Source organism: Candidatus Jettenia sp. AMX1 (genome assembly GCF_030263775.1).
GTDB classification, from domain to species: Bacteria; Planctomycetota; Brocadiia; order Brocadiales; family Brocadiaceae; genus Jettenia; species Jettenia caeni.
This window is the reverse complement of record NZ_SZPP01000034.1, coordinates 1-20338: the sequence shown is the minus strand read 5'-3', so window position 1 is coordinate 20338 and position 20338 is coordinate 1. Positions and strand designations below refer to the sequence as shown.

Annotated in this window: 18 protein-coding genes, 1 tRNA gene and 1 pseudogene; all 20 read right to left on the bottom strand. The window is 40.3% G+C overall.

The annotated features are described in order from the left end of the window. Positions 1–50: 50 nt before the first annotated feature. Positions 51–124 (bottom strand) — tRNA-Ile (locus tag FBQ94_RS10975). 107 nt (positions 125–231) lie between these two features. Beyond that, the gene (locus tag FBQ94_RS10970) at positions 232–927 is read right to left on the bottom strand and encodes an alpha/beta hydrolase (RefSeq protein ID WP_007222775.1); all 696 of its coding nucleotides are present in this window, start codon (positions 925–927) and stop codon (positions 232–234) included. Beyond that, positions 924–1886 carry a cytochrome c3 family protein gene (locus tag FBQ94_RS10965; RefSeq protein WP_007222774.1) on the bottom strand — a complete coding sequence of 321 codons (963 nt, stop codon included), beginning with the start codon at positions 1884–1886 and terminating at the stop codon, positions 924–926. The genes FBQ94_RS10970 and FBQ94_RS10965 overlap by 4 nt, the downstream gene beginning before the upstream one ends. A 5-nt stretch (positions 1887–1891) precedes the next feature. Further along, positions 1892–3334, bottom strand: coding sequence for a cytochrome c3 family protein (locus FBQ94_RS10960; protein WP_007222773.1), 1443 nt, complete (start codon positions 3332–3334; stop codon positions 1892–1894). An 8-nt stretch (positions 3335–3342) separates the two neighbouring features. Beyond that, positions 3343–4326, bottom strand: coding sequence for a multiheme c-type cytochrome (locus FBQ94_RS10955; protein ID WP_007222772.1), 984 nt, complete (start codon positions 4324–4326; stop codon positions 3343–3345). Continuing rightward, positions 4308–4757, bottom strand: a complete 450-nt coding sequence (locus FBQ94_RS10950) for a hypothetical protein (RefSeq protein ID WP_007222771.1) — start codon at positions 4755–4757, stop codon at positions 4308–4310. The genes FBQ94_RS10955 and FBQ94_RS10950 overlap by 19 nt, the downstream gene beginning before the upstream one ends. 42 nt (positions 4758–4799) lie before the next feature. Beyond that, complete coding sequence (locus tag FBQ94_RS10945; protein WP_007222770.1) at positions 4800–5393, bottom strand: cytochrome b N-terminal domain-containing protein; 594 nt, start codon at positions 5391–5393, stop codon at positions 4800–4802. Between the two features lie 11 nt (positions 5394–5404). Continuing rightward, a complete protein-coding gene (locus FBQ94_RS10940) occupies positions 5405–6691 on the bottom strand; it encodes an aspartate aminotransferase family protein (RefSeq protein WP_007222769.1) in 1287 nt (428 codons plus the stop codon). A gap of 106 nt (positions 6692–6797) precedes the next feature. After that, positions 6798–9023: a peptidase U32 family protein gene (locus FBQ94_RS10935; RefSeq protein ID WP_007222768.1), complete on the bottom strand. Its 2226-nt coding sequence runs from the start codon at positions 9021–9023 to the stop codon at positions 6798–6800. A 720-nt stretch (positions 9024–9743) separates the two neighbouring features. After that, positions 9744–10943, bottom strand: a complete 1200-nt coding sequence (locus tag FBQ94_RS10930) for a phenylacetate--CoA ligase family protein (RefSeq protein WP_007222767.1) — start codon at positions 10941–10943, stop codon at positions 9744–9746. Positions 10944–11029: 86 nt separating this feature from the next. Beyond that, complete coding sequence (locus FBQ94_RS10925) at positions 11030–13372, bottom strand: efflux RND transporter permease subunit (protein WP_007222766.1); 2343 nt, start codon at positions 13370–13372, stop codon at positions 11030–11032. A 25-nt stretch (positions 13373–13397) separates the two neighbouring features. Next, complete coding sequence (locus tag FBQ94_RS10920; RefSeq protein ID WP_007222765.1) at positions 13398–13763, bottom strand: SCP2 sterol-binding domain-containing protein; 366 nt, start codon at positions 13761–13763, stop codon at positions 13398–13400. Further along, positions 13760–14863 carry an SDR family oxidoreductase gene (locus FBQ94_RS10915; protein WP_352246671.1) on the bottom strand — a complete coding sequence of 368 codons (1104 nt, stop codon included), beginning with the start codon at positions 14861–14863 and terminating at the stop codon, positions 13760–13762. Before FBQ94_RS10915 ends, FBQ94_RS10920 begins: the two co-directional genes overlap by 4 nt. After that, entirely contained in the window at positions 14796–14960 is a 165-nt protein-coding gene (locus tag FBQ94_RS17475) for an NmrA family NAD(P)-binding protein (protein ID WP_352246669.1), read from the bottom strand. Before FBQ94_RS17475 ends, FBQ94_RS10915 begins: the two co-directional genes overlap by 68 nt. Positions 14961–15151: 191 nt before the next feature. Next, positions 15152–16726 carry a glycosyltransferase family 39 protein gene (locus tag FBQ94_RS10910; RefSeq protein WP_007222763.1) on the bottom strand — a complete coding sequence of 525 codons (1575 nt, stop codon included), beginning with the start codon at positions 16724–16726 and terminating at the stop codon, positions 15152–15154. Between the two features lie 70 nt (positions 16727–16796). Next, a complete protein-coding gene (locus FBQ94_RS10905) occupies positions 16797–17126 on the bottom strand; it encodes a lipid-A-disaccharide synthase N-terminal domain-containing protein (protein WP_040544478.1) in 330 nt (109 codons plus the stop codon). After that, positions 17123–17824 carry a glycosyltransferase family 2 protein gene (locus tag FBQ94_RS10900; RefSeq protein ID WP_007222761.1) on the bottom strand — a complete coding sequence of 234 codons (702 nt, stop codon included), beginning with the start codon at positions 17822–17824 and terminating at the stop codon, positions 17123–17125. Before FBQ94_RS10900 ends, FBQ94_RS10905 begins: the two co-directional genes overlap by 4 nt. 184 nt (positions 17825–18008) lie before the next feature. Next, a pseudogene (locus FBQ94_RS17470) lies at positions 18009–18071 on the bottom strand (hypothetical protein); the annotation flags it as partial. Continuing rightward, complete coding sequence (locus FBQ94_RS10895; RefSeq protein WP_352246681.1) at positions 18053–19240, bottom strand: sigma-54-dependent transcriptional regulator; 1188 nt, start codon at positions 19238–19240, stop codon at positions 18053–18055. The gene FBQ94_RS10895 and the pseudogene FBQ94_RS17470, both read right to left, overlap by 19 nt. 661 nt (positions 19241–19901) lie before the next feature. Then, positions 19902–20338, bottom strand: a 437-nt coding sequence (locus FBQ94_RS10890) for a transposase (RefSeq protein ID WP_285442129.1), incomplete at its 5' end; no start/stop codon positions are given.

Below are 20338 nucleotides of genomic sequence, written 5' to 3'. Positions count from 1 at the left end.
CCTGGTTAATTGAGAGTTTGCCATCTGGGATATGCGATTTTATAGGTAAGTGGGCCCACAAGGATTCGAACCTTGGACACGCGGATTATGAGTCCGCTGCTCTAACCGGCTGAGCTATGGGCCCTGAGAAAGTAAAATTATACCATGATTTTATTTCTTTTCAATTTGATTTTTAGTAACAATTTAGTTTTTTGAAAAAAGTGTTACGATTTTATAAAGTGGCCTTATTTTCTATTTTCTTTCATGAACCTTGATATGGCTAAAAAAGGAACAAACTTTTTGTGAAACCTTATCCTCCTGATTCCTGTAGAAATGATCGCTATTCTCTATTAATTCTAAAATTTTGGGCGATGATATTTTTGTAAAACCGTTTACGGTCTCCTCTGCCGTGGTTGCAAAATCGTTTTGACTATAAATAAATAATTTTTCCTTGTTACAATGGGATAAAAAATCAAGATTGTACCGGCCAAAAGGAGTGGAGATAGAAGCAAAAGCCAATACTCTGCTGCTCTCTGTGCCCATTTTCATACCAACGAGGGCGCCAAATGAATATCCGGCAACAAATATTCTATCGTGTACGGCAATTTGTGAAAGCAAGAAGTCGAGAGCGGCTTGTGTGTCAGTGACGGCATCCATTAAATTCCTTCCATGTAAAGACTCTTCCCAGTAATGAAATTTTTGAACGATGTCCTTCTCGTGACTTTCACTATTTCCCACACCACGGTAGTTGAATCGAAGAGATAAAAATCCCATATCAGCCGATACTCGTGCAATGCTTGTAATAACATTATTATCCATATCGCCACCCAAATTAGGATGGGGTGCACATAATAAGATTGCTGATGATGGAAGTGCATCCTCATCATAGGTTAATATCCCTTCCAGCTTTAATGTATCAGCATACAGGTACACAGATTCTTCAATCATGATCTACGTTTCTCCTTATTTGCCAACGGCTCAATTGATTTTAAGATCATTTGAGACAGGCGAAAGTTGTGCATGCCATAAGATTGAACCAACCTCAGACGGTATTGTATGCTTGAAGTATGCGCGTTATTTTGGTAAAAGTGTTTAGTTTTACTGTCAATAACCTCCTTCCACGCATCGTATAACAGCCCGTAATCTGGATTGTGGCATTCTATGCAATATGTTCGCACAGATTTAAACGAATTTTCATTCGATTCCAATCTATGACAATCAGTACAGGAGACCCAGTTAGACATCCAATCAGGTACTTCTGTGCCTATATTTTGAATACTCCCGTTGATATATTGCTCTACCTCTGCGTGGCACTTCAAGCAATCCCCATTATCTGTTGATCTTTTCTTCCCTGTAAATCCATAATCTCTCCAATCTTTCTTTATAAAAGGAGAATTCTTGTCCCCCTTTTCTAAAGGGGGATTAAGGGGGACTATGGAGGTAAAGAGATTTCCGTTCTCTTGCGAGGATAAAGGGTCTGTGGATTTTTTACCTGATCTTTTATGATGGCATATCCAACAATCCTCATTTTGTATAACTAAATTGCCGTGTGTGCTTTTATTAACCGGATCGTTATTGTGGCACTGATGGCATTCCAAACCTTTATCGGGAGAATGTGTTTTATGTTTGAAAGTCTTCTTCTGATACATAGTACGATATGCCAGATAATTTACATGGCATCTGTCAGTACAAGAAGTTGTAGGGAAGGGAGATTTATTTTGGGATTTTGCTAATTGCTCTTCAGACACTCCTGAAGAAGGAGAAATGCGCATTTCCATTCCCGTATGAGATAGTATGGAATTTACTGCCCTGTATGGCTTTCGTAAAAGAGTATTATTCCCTTGAACTGATTGTTGTAATGAAATAATGCCAAGAGAAAAAATAAGGAAAAAAAGAGGTTTAATCATAGGGTTTATTTTACGATTTGTTTTAAATTTGCAATGCTATAGTCTAAAAGATCTTTTACATGCTTAATGTTATGGACACCGAAACTGCCATCCTCTTTTATGAGATTATAATTTATTTCTGCCTCATGGACTATGGTATCAAAAGGGAAAAGATTCTTTTCTGCTTTGTAAGGATACATAAGAGAAGAAAGTAATGGGTGTAATCGGAGTATAATTTGCCGCACAATAGCATCTGTATCAATAGTATGATGTCTCTTTACCTGTATCAATAAAGCTCTCAACACGTGTATCCTTAATTTTACAAATTGCATTTGTTCAGATACTATTGTATCAAATCCTTTGTCATGGCAATTGTTGCATATCTCTGATGCTACATTTGTATAGAACTCTTCATCCTTATGGCATGCAGAACAATTCAATGTTGCAAGATACATAGGATCAGGTTCACCTTTAATACCCATGCCACCCAGGCCGGTCATGATCAAATTCTGTATCGTATAGTTTGAATCGATGGATTTCAGGTTATTATCCCCATAAACCTTATTCCTTGTTTTAGGCCATCCGTGTGTAATAGGAGTATGACATGAAGTGCAAGCGGTCTTATGCTGGTCAATATGGATATCGTGCAGTTCTGAAACAGTATTCAAAGCATCAGAAATCTTTACATGGCACCGGTAACAGTTGTTTTTATCTACGATTCCATCTCCTTGTATGATTTTAAAATGGCAATCAGAGCAGGATACTTTTTCGTTTTTCTCATACACCTCATGTTCAAAAATCTTTCCATATATCTCTTTAGTTTTTTCTATATGATCGTGGCATAAGGTACATTCGGAAACAGATCTTTTCTCCTCCTCTGTATGAACGAGTTGCCGGGTATTTATCATCGTATACGATTTTGATGCATTTTCTCCTTGAGATGAGGGAGAAGTGAGAAAGCGGGATTGTGCTGTGGCAAATTGCGAAATAAAATGGCATATATTACACGTACTGGTATCTATTTCAAAATGTTTTTCTTCACTCATAGCGGCATGGCATGAGGTGCATCTTAGTTTGAGACTTCCGGTGTTTTCGTTGCTTTCTTTTATAAGATGTGTTTTATGTTGAAACGGTTTCAGTTTTTTGTATTGGGTTGATTGTGCTGATAATTTGCTTAAGGGATGACACTGCTCTGCAGTACAATGTTCATCTCTTATCTCCAGAGCTAGTACAGCCGTAATTTTATTCTCATGGGTATGGCATTCAATACAGGCAATATCTTTCGGTAACGATTTTTTACACGCATTATTGAACGAGACATGATTATGGCATTTAGCACAATAGTGTGAGCGCTTCGGTTGTGCTCCTGTGATAAACAAAGTAATACCAAGTATCCCTATCGCTATAAGGGAAGCTATTGCAAGCCTGACAGCAGTTCTTTTATTTAATTCTTTTACCTCTTTAAACATACCTGATGTTACGATGTATATTTTACCTCTGCCAGGAGAATATCCGTATCCTTATGAAAGGATATTCGATGTATCGTGGCCTTAATTGCATACGAATCGCCATCGTAATGAAAATAAAACGGGATGCATCTTTTTTCCCTGTATTGGAGAGCTGTTTTCATTTCGACAAAGAAACTTTCCTTTTTTAAATCTTCGACCCGGCCTGCTTCATCCTGTAATTCTATTGTTAGAACAACCTCTCTGTATCCATAATCTCCTGTAGGTATGCCATGGGGGGTACCCGTATTTTCTAATTCCAGGATACCCTCAATCCTGCCATTGCATTGAATGACCTTTATAAATGACATGGTTAATAACGTGTTATGTGTATCGAACAAGGTTTGTGATGAAAACAGATGTTGCTTTCCTTCTCTCTTCGGATATATCTTTTGCCAGGGATCATCCTGAATGAGTTTCCGTTTTATGGAGGGCATATGACAATCCTGGCATGTCTTTTTCTCTTCAATTGTATCTGATTTCTGCCATGCCAGAAATGTGCCTATATGACATTTCCCGCACATCTCACTTGTTCTAAAGAATTGATTCTTCTCATGTATGGGATGCGGTCCATGTGCAGGCGTAGGGCCACTTAATTTGCAATCATTCAAATGGCAACTGTTACAATGCACACCTTCTGCCAGATTCTCGCTGCGTGGTTCAATTTTTTTATCCGTAAAAATAGTTTCCGGGACATGGCATCCTAAACAAAAAGTAAACTGATAGGTGTTCGTCTCTTCCTTAAATTCGGCATTTGTAAAACTGCGGGCATGAGGAGAATTCTTCCATTCGTTATAAATATCTTTATGACAATCTCCACACCGTTCTGATTTCGGAGCATACATCCCTTTTTCTACTAATTCAGGATAGATAACACAGCCGGATGATAGAAGCCCTACGGCTGAAAAGAAAACGGGAAGAAGTTTTGGGAGTAATTTCACAGGTTTACAAAACATAACATAACTACCGAGATAATAACAACGATAACAATGGTAAATGGAATTGGACTTTGCCATAAATTGACGTGTCTTCTAGTATAGCAAACATGATGAATACGGGTATCCTGTTCCTTGTTAATAGGTAATGCCGTATGCCTTTTTCTGCTTACAAGAAATGGCCATGAGATAAATAACAATGCAAAGAGCATTAAGAGAGAAATGAACAGGGTCTCATGGTGAATAAGTTTGTTTAGTTTATACACGGGTAACAAAAACCAGGGAATGTGATCTGGCTTTTTGATTACTAAGTTAGCAGGCAATGGGAATACGATAACGGCGATTAATTCGATAACAATGAAGAAGCAGGAGACGATGATATGCCTGAATATCTCATTTGGGAAGAATGGTTCGAGCATTTCAGGTCTTTTGTGTTTTGTATAGTCTTTCATTTTATATCTCAGTACCTCTGGTTTTGCTTTCCATTTTACCTATTACAGGGGTTCATAAATACCTGTTTTGCGAATCATAAAGAAATGCATACCCATACATACTACCATAGCCAGTGGAATACCTGCGACGTGTATAGCATACAGGTATGTCAAATGTATGGTTGAATATTTGTCATTGTGGGCGGGTAGTAAACTCCCTGTGTAATACATAAGTAACGTTAAGATAAGCAGGCAAGCCCCTGATACCCAATGCAGCTCCCGCGGATGATGATAGATTCCTTTGAAGAGAATACGGATCATATGGCTTAGTACCATTCCAATCATAATATGTGGTCCTATAGCGTGGGTACGTTGGATAAGCCATCCATAAGAAACCTTATGGCTTACATAGTGAATGCTGGCTAACGCTTCTCTTGTACTGGGAACAAAGTAAAACATAAGAAATATACCGGTTCCCAGTTGAATTATAAATGCCAGTAGTGATAATCCGCCCATACATCCAAACCAGCTCAAACCTTTAGGAATTAACCGCCTGGTGATACTACTTTCTATGAATTCCTTGAGAAAATTCTCGTTTTCAATCTCATGAATGGTTTCTGTATGGTCTTTATTATGTAGTACGTCTTTTTGAAGCATTATTTTCACTTTTATTTTTGTGTATGTGACAATACCTCATCCAATGTTTCTACTACCTGATCTATATTATTGCGGGTGATTATCAAAGGCGGTTGAAAAGTGAGCACATTACGCGATATACCAGTCTTTCCTGCAAGGATTCCACGATCTTTTAACTCTTCGAGGATATAATCTGTTTCTTCTGCAGCAGGGACTTTGTCCTCTTTAACAAGTTCAATACCTAACATGAGTCCTTTCCCGCGCACATCTCCTATGAGGTTGTGACTTTGTTGTACTGTTTTTAATTTGTCTTTGAAGTAATCACCCAACTCTTTTGCTCTCTGCACAAGCTGGTATTTTTCAACAACATCGATAGTTGCTAACGCTGCGGTTGCTGATACGGGGTTGCCACCTGTTGTAGATGCTCCGGGACGTGTGTATGCTGAAGCAATTCTATCATTTGTGATAAAGGCGCCTATAGGAGTGCCGTTGGCTAGTGCTTTGGCCATAGTCATAATATCGGGTATAACACCCCAGTGCTCAATGGCAAACATCTCTCCCGTCCTGCCAAACCCTGTTTGCACTTCGTCCGTTATAAGGAGTACGTTGTGTTTATCGAGGATTTCCCGAATTATCTGAAAATATTCCGGTGGCGGAGTAATAATGCCTCCGTTGCCATGGATCGGTTCGATAATAAAGGCAGCAAAGTCATCGTTTTTAATAATATCTCCAATATGCTTTGCGCATGTTAAATCACATCGGGGATAAGTAAGCCCAAATGCGCAACGGTAACAGTATGCGGCAGGGATATGAACAATATCGCTCAGGGGATAAGGGTCTGTTCGCCACATCGGGATACCGGTAAGGTTCATAGTAAGTCTTGTGCGTCCATGGAGTCCCTGCTGAACGGCAATGAACTTATGCCTTTTCGTATATAATTGAGCCAGGAGAGTAGCTCCGTCGTTTGCCTCGGACCCGCTGGCACAAAAGAATGAACGTTTCAGTGTCTGTGGAGTAATCTGAAAAAGTTTTTCTGCCAGATCCACAATAGGTTGGGTTAGATATATGGTAGTGGTATGCTGAAGCGTTCCAATTTGACTACATATCTTTTCGATAATTTCTGGATTACAGTGACCTGCATTCATCACGGATACCCCACCATAAAAATCCAGATATTGTTTACCTGTATGATCATACAGATATTGCATCTTGCCCCGGACAATTTGCATGGGCTTTTTATAGAAGTGATAGACGCAGGGAATCAAATATTCCTGTTTTTTCCGAATGATGTCATCAGGCCCGATATAGTTTATTATCATAACGATAATTCCTTATACTATTAATATACGTAGGAATTTCAATTCTGTAGGGCAAACCTTTAGGTTTGCGCCTTTGCAAGGCGAAAGCCTCGCCCTGCACTCTTGACTATTTGATACTTCTCATTATTCCTGCTGTGCTTTTTGAATGTGTTATATCTTGTGTATAGCCACCCAGATTAAGACCCCGGGGACTTTCTTTCGCTAATGTATCCCAATCACTTTCCTGTATAGGTAATGAGAGATAGGGATATTCTTGCGCTATATTCAAGTACTTATGGTATAAGCCAACCAGGGTTTTTATAAACCCGTCTTCATAATACTGCGCCTCAATTCTTAATGCTTTTATCCCGGTTTGCAGAAACGTATGGAGATAAGGTAATACGCAGATATCCCTTGCCAGTAAGAGATGATTACGGCAGTATTGGTCTATTTCGATTGGGCGTATTTCTCCCCGTTCATCTTTCAGGGCATATCCCATGTATTGACATACCTGTCTGCAATGGTCTTTTTTATGCGATTTAGAAGTTACCATGGCAGGGATGCAGTGTTCAAGTACCATGCTGGAAACAGGTCCATGTACGATACATTCCACAGGCAGAGATATTTCATGAGATAACTGTCTTAAATATTTATAAGAGCATTCCGGAGACGCGGTAATTCCTAAGGCGCCAAGATCCTCTAAAAGGTTTACCGCCTGTATATTGAGAATGTTCAGAGAATAATCCGCAAGGACTTTTACATTAAATTTCATAGCCAGGCGCATGGTACCCAGATTATGAACCAGGATGTAATCAATACCTGATAGGGAGGCCTGTTCGAATAACCATTCCATATTATCCATTTCAAGGGCTGTTGTTATCCGCGGCGTACCTATTCCGATAGTTTTACCGGTATCGTGGACTCTTTTACATGCTTCCCGGTAGGATGATTTTGTCCAGAACTGTTTTCTCAAGGGTGATACCTCACCGCTGATATATATGCGGTCTGCGCCTTGCTCCAGCGCTGTTCTGAGTGCGCTTAATGAACTCACTTTTACCGATAATAAAGGGTGTAACGACTCTGTATATTTTGTAACAGAAGTATGGAGAACGGGTGGCGTTACAGAAGGATGAACACAGAGGTTTTCCCCTAAAGAGGGTATCGAAGGGTTTTCTTCCTCTCCTCTATCCCTTCCATCAAGGGTAGGGGAACTACTATCTCTGTCAACAAGGGAGGAGAGATCGCAATTCCTTTCCTTATGGAAGGGACTAGATGGAGGAATCTCCTGCATTCTTTGTAGCCATGGAACCGTGAAGAGGTCCTCAAAGGGATTGTTGTAGATGTCTTCTTTTGTAAGCGACGTTTCTTTTGCTGCACGGCTTAAAAAGAGAGGTTCACGATTACCCGAAAAATCAATAATGGAAGCTGATGCAGGGGTAAATGCTATGGAGGTTGTGAATTCACGCACCCGATGGTTATACAATTGCTCATACTCTGCAGAATTCATATAATACGTAGCGGGGCTATCAAGATAAGCATCTATTGCCTTACGATAGATACTCACTACTGTTCTGAGAAAATCGGCATGCCTCATTCGTCCCTCGATTTTAAAGGAGCAGATCCCTGCATGGATAAGGTCTGGAATATGCCTCAGGAGACACATATCTTTCATTGCCAATAAATATCCTGAAGGGAGGTCTCCTATTGGCTGTCCCGAGACGCTTTCCACAAGGGTATAATTCCATCGGCATGGTTTCATACATTCACCCCGGTTGGCGCTTTTACCAAATAGCACGCCGCTTGCATAGCACTGTCCACTTTGGCAAACACAAAGATCTCCATGTACAAAATACTCAACCTCAATGCCTGTTTTTTCCTGTATTTCTTTTACCTGCGACAGGGAGATATCCCGGGAGGTAACGATACGTTTTACCCCCAATTCCTGTAGGGTAAATGCAGATTCAATATTATGAATGTTCATCATCGTACTGATATGGATGGGTATGTGAATTCCCGTTTGTCGCATGAGATGTAAAATCCCCAGATCCTGAACTATAATAGCATCAACTTGAATTTCACGTAAAAAGGTAAGGAAATGTGTGATCTCACCCAGTTCATCATTGTCAAGCAAATTGTTTACCGTAATATACAGTTTTACTTTCCTCTTATGTGCGAATTGCACAGCCTCTGTGATCTGCTCATTACTAAAATTGAAATCTGACCTGTGAAGCCGCATATTAAAGCGTTTACCACCAATATATACTGCATCAGCGCCAGCCTCTATCACCGCTGTTAATGTCTCCCAGCGGCCAGCCGGCGCAAGTAGTTCGATAGCTGTTTCAGATAATTTCATAATATCCTCTCTCAATAATAAGGTAGTTACTCAAAATACTGCTGGATCATAGTAGGGGCGAACCTTGTGTTCGCCCACCCTTTGTGTAAATTCAAGACCTGTGCGTTTTCTCACGATCAGGGTGAACACAAGATTCGCCCCTATATGCATCAAGTTAAGAATATTATTCCATAAAAAAATAGACTTCCAGCCCTTTGGGCCTATATTGGTTCTCGTAGCTCGTTAGTAGCTTGCTCCCAAACTCTGTTTGGGAACGTAATTGCTTGGAAACTCCGTTTCGAGAATCTATAGTTTTGAGGAACCATACGACCAGATACTTCTTGATTCGAGAAACAGAGTTTCTCGGACACGCGCGCTCCCAAACAGAGTTTGGGAGCAAGATAGCAAGCTACCAGCGCTTAGCTTGATGCATATGCCCCTAACCCCCCTTTAGAAAAGTGGAGAAAGAAGGATAAGTTTAGAAAAGGGGGAACGAGGAATTTCCCTCTTTTCTAAAACACCCATATATTTCCCCCTTTCCTCAATCACTCACACATTTCCCCTTCTTTTAAAACATTCACCATCTCCCTCTTTTTAAAGGGAATCAAGGGGGTTTGGATTTCCCCCTTTTCTAAAGGGGGACTAAGGGGGATTACGGGTAGTTTGTTATTCTTCACCGTTTGCACATTTTAGCTTGATGCATATAAGATTCTCTCCTTCTGCCGGTTTTACATCGTATTTTTAATAAACTCCTGTCTTCACGTTTGCCTCTAATCCATGTAATAATGACGGATTTCTAACACCATCCTGATAAATACCGAGAGATTGAGCATTTTTTGTAGGCGCAATTCGAACGGCTTCGTCCCTTTCAAACATATTAGGGATAAAAAAGGACTCGTCAAACCGATGGCATACTACTTGTCCCTTTTCTCCGTATTCAACAACTTGAGTAAGACGCTGTTTATCAGGCTGCATGCCATTTTTCGCTGAAACAACCTGGAGAATCATACGAGGCCCTGGTGGGTAATAATCCAGATTGCCATGCGGAGATTCTGCAATTTCCATACACAGACCAAACAGGGTATTTCCATAACCAGCGATATGGACAGCATTGGGAAAAAGTTCATTCCTAAGCTTTCTCAGTTGTTCTTCTCCGAGAGCAACTCCGCCGTAATGGATGCCGCGTATCTCCATTCTTTGTTCAATTTTCATCGCTTCAGCCAGAGCCATTAACAGGGGAGGAGTTGAATAGATTACCCCGATATGCTGGCGTTTCAATATGTCCAATGCCTGTTCAATAATATGATGAAGATATCTGTTGTATCCGAGGGAATCGGGTTTCAGTTTTTTTACCCATCGCGGGTCCATATCAATGGAAAATGGATCCATGCTCCCCATGCTTTTTGCTACAGGACCGACTGCCTTGCCTATAATATGGGGGCCGCTGGGTCCAACCCATAACCAATGAAGACCTTTTGGGAATCCACGATGTACTGCAATGTACCTGAACCACTCTACAAAAGTGATGTAGAACTCGTCTCTTAAATATGCTGTTACTTTTGGGAGACCTGTTGTTCCTGCTGTTTCTCCCAGTATGAGCTTTTCCTTATGCTTCTGGTAAATTTTGGGAATAAAATACTCAAGTGGGTATCGCCGAAGGTCTTCTTCCTCCATAGGACCTAATAGGTGTAAATCTTCCAGGGAAGAGATGTCCTTTCGTGCATTGATCTTTAAAATCTTTTCCTTTTGAAGCCAGTATGGTGAGCCACTATCAGGATCAAAGTGAATGGATAGTACCTTTTGTATCCATGCATCTCTTGACGTTGAAAACCATTTGGCATCCTGAATTGTTAGCAATCTTACCCTTTGATCTGAGACGAGCCGGTCCTCTTTCTGGAGAAGATCATAATATTTTATAGTATGAGTAGATATCCTGCTCATGTAGTACTATCTCCTGTATGGGCTACGTGCCAATAATTGTGGAGAAAGAAAATACTATCCAGAGAAATCCGAATTATTGTATCCATTCAAAATCTCGGTTTAAATAACATCAGGCAGCTTGGAGATATAAATAAATCAGATACAATGGCGTTTACCATAGTAACGCTTGTTAACATGCCAAAATATTGTATGGGTTTAAAACCTGAGAAGGAAAAGACCATAAATCCAAAGGCAGCCGACAGAGAGGTAAACAGAGCTGTTTTTCCCGCTCCCTGCAATGTACGGCATACCGCTTTTGAATAATCGGCATCACGAGAAAATTCTTTTTTAAAGCGATAAAAAATATGGATCGTATTATCGACGGAAATTCCCAATGCAATACTGGCAATCATGATCGTTGCTGCATCAAGTTTCATACCGGTAAAACCCATTAAGCCCAGTGTTATCGTAATCGGCAACACATTGGGGATGATGCTGATGAGTCCAATCCTGACCGATTTTAAGACAACTACTGTTGAAATGAAGGTTAACAAAAAGGCCAGGGAAAATGACTGTATCTCGCTCCGGAGAATATTATCCTGTACGTTAATGAGAAGGGGAATAATTCCCGTAATGTGCCATGACAGGGCGGTTGTATTCAAATGTTGCGAAATATGTTCTTTTATTGATTGTATAATAGTTTGATACCGGTTTGAACCTACCTGTTTCATCCGTACTGATATCCTTGCATCGGTATATCCTTCTGTATGCAAGCAATGTACCTGTTTACCGCCATAGAAAGAAGCCAGCTTCATATAATTGGCTATCTCTTTTTCAGTGTTCGGAATAAATGAATGCTGTGGTTTATTGCTGGTTGCTCGTTGGTGTGCCTTTTGGATATAGTTTACCATGGAAAGCGAACTGGTTACTTCGGGTATGCTATAAAGATATCTTTGGAGACATGCCAGATTGTTCAGTATATCAGGCTGAAGAAGAGTAACGCCATCTGTTGTCTTAGCAACGATCTCGACTGGCAGCAGGCCCATAAGATGCCTCTCGATATAGTTGTTATCTCTGGCAATTTGGCTATTCTTTGGAAAGGAGGCCATGATGTCTGATTCTATCCGGATTCTTGAGATGCCCAGTACAGAAACCGTTCCCGCAGTAAGGCCACAGAGCAGTATAAGGGTCTTGTGTTTTACGATGAAGCCTCCTAGCCAGGATAGCATGGCATGAAAATAGTATTCTTTATCTAATCCTTCTGCAAACCAGTTTTCTGTGAGGGATACCGTATGTCCTTTCCCGGTGTCGGGAGCGTTTGTAATACTGACGGAAATCTGATGCGGGATAAAGGAAAGTAGTATGGGTATGCACGTTAAACTGATCACGAAGGTAAGCGCTGCGCATCCGGCCATAAACAGACCGGTAATAAAAACGGGTGGAATACTACTGGTAGCCAATGATATAAATCCAATTACTGTTGTAATACTGGTCATAAAAATAGGTATACCAATATGCTGTATCGTGTTATAGACAGCGTCTTCATTGCTTATGGAAAAGTTTCTCTCGTGGTAATAATGGCTGACAAGATGGATTGAGGTTGAAAGGGAAATGATGAAGGTTAGGGGAAGTAGCATATTGGAGATCATATTCATGGTTTGTCCCAGTAATACAAAGCAACCCGTAACCCATAATATGCAAACTCCGACGGTCAATAGTGAAACGAATACTCCGGAGACTTTTCTCAATAAACATCCCAATACAATGATCGACATAAGAAACATAAACGGTGTAAACCTGGCCATATCCTGTTTTGACATACGGTCAAGCTCGGCATTTACAACGGAGGGGCCTGCCAGATGATAATGAGATTTCCTATCCTTTGTGCCTCCTGATCTGTCAGTCATTTCATGGAGGAGTGTTCTTACTTCCGATATGAGTTGTCTTCTTGATTCCGGTCCAGGGCTTTTAACTGTTGCTATAATAGCTGTAGTCTTACCGTTTTTGGAAATAATAGTATTTTGATACATTGGGTCTGTGAGTATGTGTTGCTTAAAAATATTCATATATGAGCGGTCGTTTTGAGCCTTAATTTTTGCCTTAAAAAGGGAAGAGGTGATTGTGTCTTTAAATACATCGGCTAATGATATAACCTGTACAATACCATTCAACTTTTTCAATCTTTCAGCTATGGTATTAATTTCCTTGATACGATCTCCGGTAAACAGGGTAACCGAACTGAAGGCAATAACCAAAAACTCTTCATCTCCAAATGTATTTAAAAATTTCTTATAATAATCCAGGTCTGCATCATTTTTTGAAAGCCAGATTTCTATAGAATTATCGGTTCTCATATTTTTGGCAGAATAACCCAGGAACAGCGTTATAACGGCAATACAAGCCAGAATTACTTTTCTGTATTTGAGAATGGTTCGGATGTAATTTTCCAATTTTTATACCAGAATTTTTTCCCTATTACATATAATGAACAAGGATGTTCATCTTTAATGCCAAAAGCATATGCCCTTTTATTTCTACCTGCCCTTTAAAAAAAGCCTGCTGGGGTGTTATTTCTCGTCTGATAATGGACAGAAATGTTGCGCTGTTCAGGGTGAAGGTGCACGTGGGCTGTTCACATATCTCTTTTGTTACCTCTTTTACCAGGCCGTTTTCTACCACGATGTTCCATATTCCGTTTCCATTATCTGTTATCTCGAATTGGATAATAGCATGAAGATCTGATATTTTAGGAAGGGGAGACATATTTACCCTGTCCTTTAATAACCGGTTAAAATACTCAGCATGGGTAATATTTTCTGGAATTTCTGGTCTTTGATTCATTGGTTAATACTGTGCAAAGTATTGTCGGAATTTATCACATTCCTATCATCGAAATGTATATTGGCTGCAGTTTGTCCTTGATTGCCCCAGTTTGTATCAATTGCATACTGGAGAAAACGATTTACAAGTTCCTGGGTAATGAGGGGACACTCGATTCCTGTGCCACGGAGCAGATTTCTTGTGCCTGTGGAGTCAAAACTCGGTTCTCCAAACATATAGGGTTGAAAGGCTTTAGTCCAATGAAAAAGCAGCTTTTCCTGCAGGGTATGTTGCTGAGCTTGAAACTCATGCATAGGTATCAATTTTACATGGTGGACACCTGTTGCGATCCTCATCCACTCCGCAAGTTCACCTAAAGTAGGGGGAGATGGATTTACGATATGGAATGTCTTGTTTAAACTTTCCTCATTCCGGGATATGGTAACAATGGAACGTGCAGCATAATCTACGGGTATCAGGTTTACCGTGCCGTATTTATCGCCAGGGACTTTCAAGGATAGAAAATGGTTTTCATTGCCTGAATTGGTTCGGTCATTGCCTTTACGCCTATCCCGCATCTCATAATTCTTAAGGTGGCTCAATCCTTTACCAAATACATAAATATTATCGTAATTTTTCGTGTATCCTGTGGTTGCATCTCCCGTAATTATGCTTGGCCGATAGATGGTATAGGGAATCTGGTAATGCCTGGCAAACATCGATATAGTTCTTTCGGCAATATATTTAGACCTTTCATAGTTATTATTGAATAGCTGTTTTTTTTCTAATTCGTTTTCAAGAATCGTTTCGCGTCTTCTTCCGGCGACATAGGCTGTACTGATATAGTGAAGTCGCTTCAGTTTTCCTGTTATACAGAATAGAGCGATGAGTTCCGCCCCGAATACGTTTGTACGGGTATGGACATCACTTATATCATCATCAAATTTTGTAGCCGCAGCACAGTGAAATACTTCATCAACAGTTTCCGCCAGTCTTAAATAATTCATCATATCAAGTTCAAAATTATTCTTTGAAACATCTCCTTCAATTATTTCAAGATGATTCTGTTTTCGTAGTAAATGAAGTGCAGATTCTTTTGTTGGTGGATTTCTTCCTGACAAGGAGTTTGAGATGAAATCCTGCTTCAGAAAGTTCCCTTGCAATGTAACTTCCCAAAAACCCTGTTGCACCTGTTATGAGTATCGTTTTATGTCTCATTTAATTTACTAAATAAGCAACAAGTGTACCAAGTCTTTCAGGAAAGTCAGGTAAGGAAGATATTTACGCCAGATGCTTTGGATTTGGAGGAGTTAACACTGAATAAATTTTTATTTTGCCTGTTACGAATTGTTAATGTGAATAGAGAACTGTGTAATATTTACCGATGATAATGGTAATTATTACCTGTTTTATAAATTATTCCATACGGAGAGAAACAAATTTTTATATAGTCCATCCGTATATGGATTTCCCTGAAACATGATTAAAGATGAGCGCTCTGTTCCAAATTGTTTATCTTCTCCTGATACATGGACTACGAGGATATTTTGGGGTTTATCTATTGAAGATTGCAGGTCAAAATTCAGTTGTGCTGCGTTTCTTACCATTCTTACATCCCATAAGGGTGTATAGTACTCAAAAAATCTTTTCTCTTCACTGCAGTAGATCCTTGTAGAAAGATTATCAAACTGCCTTTCAACAAATTGGACCAGCCGTATTGGTGCAGGAATATGGTGATGGTATCTGATAACCAATTTCAATGAGAATATTGACATACTGACAATAAGTGTCAGGATAAAAAGTACAGGGCAGTACGCTGCAGTGAGACTGCCATCTCTTTCCTTTCTTCCTCTATAAGGCTTGGGTGGAAAACCGGGAAAGGACCTTATGAATAAAAAAATATTTCTTCGTATGGAGATGTCCCTGCTCACCTCCTCATAGGCCTTGCACAGACCGTGGGAAATGAATAGTAACAGTATCGGTATGACCGGCAGTATATGGCGTGGGTTTGCAACATTTTGTCCGAAATGAATCCAGATTAGGTAAGGAATCATATACATTCCCAGGAACCAGCGTTGTCGGTCAGAGAAATGCTGTTTGAATGAATAAAGAAGAGAAATCACCATTACGAAGGATGGTATCAATCGGGAAAAAGAGGAACCTGACCACCAGCCACCAAGTCCATATTCCCATATTGATCTCACGAGGCAAGCGATTCTCCTCAATCCGCCGAAGGTAACTATCGAACCACCCCAATCGGTAAAATGGCCATGTGAGAAGAAAAGGCCATTTTTCCAAAGATGATACCAGCCGATATAAGCTATCTGAGGAAAAAGCCACAAGGATATACCGGTAATAAATCCTGTGCATCCATAGAAAGTACTATGTTTTTTGAGGTGTATACTTCGCGTAGTTAAGTACACTACAACAGCTATCCACAAAATAATGAAGGGAAAGTAGGAAAGCCGTACTCCTAATCCGAAGCCTAAGCATAGACTGCCCAGAAGAAGATATATTTTCTTTCCGGACGATTGATTATTATCACAATCAGAAAATGTTATACGATACAGGAAATAAGCAGATGCGATTATAAAAAACAGACCCATAGCATCGGAGGTGGGCCGCTCAGCCTGCAACCAGCAGAGTGGGTTAATAAGGTAAAGGACTGCAGTTAGGAGTGCGACTCTTTCGGAGAACAGGTGTCTGGCAAGTGAAGAAAGCGGATAGATAGTAAGGCTACTACAAAGTACACCGGGTATTACTAACGCCCAAACATCATGATGAAATAATTTGAAAAAAAGCCATGAAGTAAACAGGTATACCGGATACCCCGGGAAATGAGGCTGAAGGCGGGATATGTCATAATCGCGGAGTCCTAAGGCAAAGTCTATGCTGTCACAACTGTCGAGATATTGTGCAACGAAACACAGACGTGTCAAAAGACAGATACAAAACAGGATAGTTACCCTGTAACGGAAATTCATGGAATTCAAACTGTAGGGGTACGGTGCACCATGTCTCTATACAGTTGATTCGTAAATGGTTATAATTTTTTTATTCGGCAACTGTTTTTTGTAAACTGAATTTGTTACTTGGAGTAGCGGTCATTACTTTTTTCTTCTTATAGATCAACATGATATTACGTATATAAATAAAAAGTCCTGAACATTGCCCCATGATAAATACGGGATCGCTACGGTAGATTGCATAGGTCAAAAGTATCATACTACCTGCCATACTTAGGTACCAGAATATTTCCGGAATGATACTTTCACCGCGCTTTTCCGAAGCAACCCACTGTACAAAAAATCGGGAACCGAACAAGAATTGTCCTAGAAAACCCAGAATAACCCAAACATTAAGATGTGCTGCGAAATTCGTCATGGTTTAACCTCATAATTAAGTTTGCGTTTCTTCATCCAGCGTATAACCAACAGGTCTATAAACGCCCTGAATGCTCTATTAAATACCCCGTACTTTGATTTCCCAAATTTTCTCGGATAATGGTTTACCACGATTTCAGTAACCGTAAAACCTTCCATTTTAAATAATGTTGGCAAAAACCGATGCATACCATGAAACAGCTTAATCCGATTGAGACATTCTTTCCGATAAGCCTTGAGGGAACATCCCGTATCCTTAATATCTTCCCATGAGAGTCTATTTCTTATTGAATTGGCTACCCGGGAAGAAATGCGCTTAATCCACGGATCGTTTCTCTTCTGCCTCCACCCGCATACCATATCATAGGTATTCAGTTTCTCAAGTAATTTGGGAATATCCGCAGGATCATTTTGCAAATCAGCATCCATAGAGATTACATATTTTCCTCTGGCATGCCGAAAGCCTGCATCCATGGCAGCAGTTTGGCCTGCGTTCTTCATAAAGTGGATGGTACGGAAGTGCGTATATTGAGCACACCATTTTTCTAATGCATCGCCACTGCCGTCAGTGCTGCCATCATTAACAAAAATTACCTCATAATTCTGATTTTGCATGGCGTTGATAATAGAGTTGCCGAGAGGTTCTATATTATCGACCTCATTATAGACTGGAATAACGATAGAAATGTCCGGTTCCATCAACAGGAGAATCTTAAGAGAAATTCACAAATCATAAACGTGTGGTACCAGCCTTTATAAGCCTATTTGAAAAGTGAAGTCCATACACACGAGTATCAGACGGGAAATAATCCTTATTCTCAATAATTATATATCAAGTTTTATAAATTGCCAAAAGAAATTATCATAGAATAAAAGACTGTAGCTATCGATCAATGTGGTAAGCTTTTAATTTATTATATAAAGTTTTCAAAGATATACCAAGAGCCTCTGCAGTGAGTGTTTTATTTCCTTGTTTTTCATGAAGTACTCCGCCCCTTTTATTTCTCCTGAGGTCAGGAGTGGGTTCCGGATGTTATCGGGTAAATCCTCAGGAGAGATAGTATCGCCTTCTGTCAACACGACCAATCGCTCAAGGGTATTCTTCAACTCCCGGATATTTCCTGGCCAGGGATATTGCATCATTACCGACATTGCTTCCGGAAGGAGCTTTTTCTTTTGTGTATTTTGACAGAAATTATCGAGAAAGTGATCAATTAAAATGGGGATATCTTCCTGTCGTTCCCGCAGTGAAGGAAGGGATAATGTAATTACGTTTAACCGGAAATAGAGATCTTCTCTGAATTTTCCGTTTTTTACCTCCAGTACCAGGTTTTTATTTGTAGCTGCAAGTATGCGGGTATCTACGGTAATGATCCTGTTATCGCCAACGCGCCGAACTTCACCTGATTGAACAACACGAAGAAGCTTTGCTTGTGTATTAACCGTTAATTCTCCAATCTCATCCAGGAATAAGGTGCCTCCGTCTGCTACTTCAAACAGGCCTATTCGTGATTCGGTAGCACCGGTAAATGCCCCTTTTATATGCCCAAAAAGTTCACTTTCCAGGAGAGTTTCCTGTAAGGTCGCACAGTTAACCACGACAAATGGCTTATGTGCTCTTGTGCTGAGCTGGTGGATTATTTGAGCGATGAGTTCCTTACCCGTGCCGCTCTCCCCCTGAATCAATACGATTGCGTCTGAGGGCGCTACTTTATGAATCATTTTATATAGTGCGTTTATTGCAATGCTGTTCCCGACCATGATAGAGGTTCCCTGGGCATCTTTTACCAGTCTTTTGAGATGTGCGTTTTCTCTCTGTAATTGCCTTTTTTCAAGCGCCTTTTGCAGCAACACATCGAGTTCATGTAACCGGCACGGCTTGGTAAGATAATCATAGGCTCCTGACTTGATAGCCTGAACAGCGTTTTCAATAGTGCCCTGGCCTGTCAGGATAATTACCTCTGTCGTTGACTCCAGATCTTTTATCTTTCTCAGGGTCTCAATGCCATCCATGCCAGGCATCGTAATATCCAGTATTACCACATCAAAATCCCGTTCCTGCATATTTTTTAAGGTCTCTGCGCCGCTGGCGCAACAGGTTACCTTATATCCCATGCGGCTTAGTTCTTTTGCCATAATATTCCGAAACGTATCTTCGTCATCAGTAAATATAATAGTAGGTTTCTTTCCCATAAAATTATCGTAATTCTCAAAATGATTTTTTATTATAAAATACTTGGCGATGTAGGGCGAGGCCTTTGCCTTGCAAAGACGCAAACCTGACTCGGAAGTTGTCCTAAGAGATTATTTTTTCATAGTCATTGCGGGCAAGCCAAAGCCCAGAGCAAAGAAGAAGTAATCCCCCTTGATCCCCCTTTAGAAAAGGGGGAAATGTACGAGTGTTGAGAAAAGAGGAGATACGGGTATTTCCTTCGTGAGAGAGGAAAGAGGATTAACAATTCCTGTATTTTCCCTTTGACAGAGATTCCCAAGTCCTTCCTTTTCTAAACACTTATATGTCTCCCCCTTTTCTAAAGGGGGAGCAAGGGGGATTAAGATGCTTCAGTCGCTCCTCCTTTGCAATGATACGATGCTACTACCTATTACCCTTTTTGGACAGCCCTTATCCATACCATACCCTTACGATCCAACAGTATTTTGAGCAACTATAGATAACTTAAGGAGAAATGCTCCATTGTTACTCTTTACGTTGAATTACAGTATTCCAAGGATGAAACCGAACATATCCTCAACTGACGAAGGACTACCCTGATGGTCATCTATGAAAAAGCATGTCAAGAAAAAATAATGTTCCTGTTGACAGATTGCCGGTGATCAGTCTGTCATTATAGTTCTCACTCTTCCTCCATACGCTTAAAGATATTGCCGCTATCTTACGACATACTGCATTATAGGCATTGTCATGACTGATACCTCTCAACCGCAAGGTATCGTAATAGTTCCTTAAACCGCTCTTACCCTTTAAAACCGAATGTCCTGCCATCTTGTATACGCATTTTAATATCCGATTTCCCCAAATCTTTTCACTCCCATATCCCCTGCCGTCACTTATCCTCTTATGCCTCACCAACCCACAGTAGCTGTAATATTTGTACTTACTGCTAAATCTCTCCGGGTCTATTACCTGGGAGACGATCTTCGCCGCCTGGATACTCCCAATACCGGGAATGCTCTTGAGATATTTTATCTCTT

Bases quoted from the DNA above. Each gene is read 5' to 3' on its own strand.
- FBQ94_RS10970 (WP_007222775.1), bottom strand. From the start codon at position 927: ATGATTGAAGAATCTGTGTACCTGTATGCTGATACATTAAAGCTGGAA.
- FBQ94_RS10965 (WP_007222774.1), bottom strand. From the start codon at position 1,886: ATGATTAAACCTCTTTTTTTCCTTATTTTTTCTCTTGGCATTATTTCA.
- FBQ94_RS10960 (WP_007222773.1), bottom strand. From the start codon at position 3,334: ATGTTTAAAGAGGTAAAAGAATTAAATAAAAGAACTGCTGTCAGGCTT.
- FBQ94_RS10955 (WP_007222772.1), bottom strand. From the start codon at position 4,326: ATGTTTTGTAAACCTGTGAAATTACTCCCAAAACTTCTTCCCGTTTTC.
- FBQ94_RS10950 (WP_007222771.1), bottom strand. From the start codon at position 4,757: ATGAAAGACTATACAAAACACAAAAGACCTGAAATGCTCGAACCATTC.
- FBQ94_RS10945 (WP_007222770.1), bottom strand. From the start codon at position 5,393: ATGCTTCAAAAAGACGTACTACATAATAAAGACCATACAGAAACCATT.
- FBQ94_RS10940 (WP_007222769.1), bottom strand. From the start codon at position 6,691: ATGATAATAAACTATATCGGGCCTGATGACATCATTCGGAAAAAACAG.
- FBQ94_RS10935 (WP_007222768.1), bottom strand. From the start codon at position 9,023: ATGAAATTATCTGAAACAGCTATCGAACTACTTGCGCCGGCTGGCCGC.
- FBQ94_RS10930 (WP_007222767.1), bottom strand. From the start codon at position 10,943: ATGAGCAGGATATCTACTCATACTATAAAATATTATGATCTTCTCCAG.
- FBQ94_RS10920 (WP_007222765.1), bottom strand. From the start codon at position 13,763: ATGAATCAAAGACCAGAAATTCCAGAAAATATTACCCATGCTGAGTAT.
- FBQ94_RS17475 (WP_352246669.1), bottom strand. From the start codon at position 14,960: ATGAGACATAAAACGATACTCATAACAGGTGCAACAGGGTTTTTGGGA.
- FBQ94_RS10910 (WP_007222763.1), bottom strand. From the start codon at position 16,726: ATGAATTTCCGTTACAGGGTAACTATCCTGTTTTGTATCTGTCTTTTG.
- FBQ94_RS10905 (WP_040544478.1), bottom strand. From the start codon at position 17,126: ATGACGAATTTCGCAGCACATCTTAATGTTTGGGTTATTCTGGGTTTT.
- FBQ94_RS10900 (WP_007222761.1), bottom strand. From the start codon at position 17,824: ATGGAACCGGACATTTCTATCGTTATTCCAGTCTATAATGAGGTCGAT.
- FBQ94_RS10895 (WP_352246681.1), bottom strand. From the start codon at position 19,240: ATGGGATATAAGGTAACCTGTTGCGCCAGCGGCGCAGAGACCTTAAAA.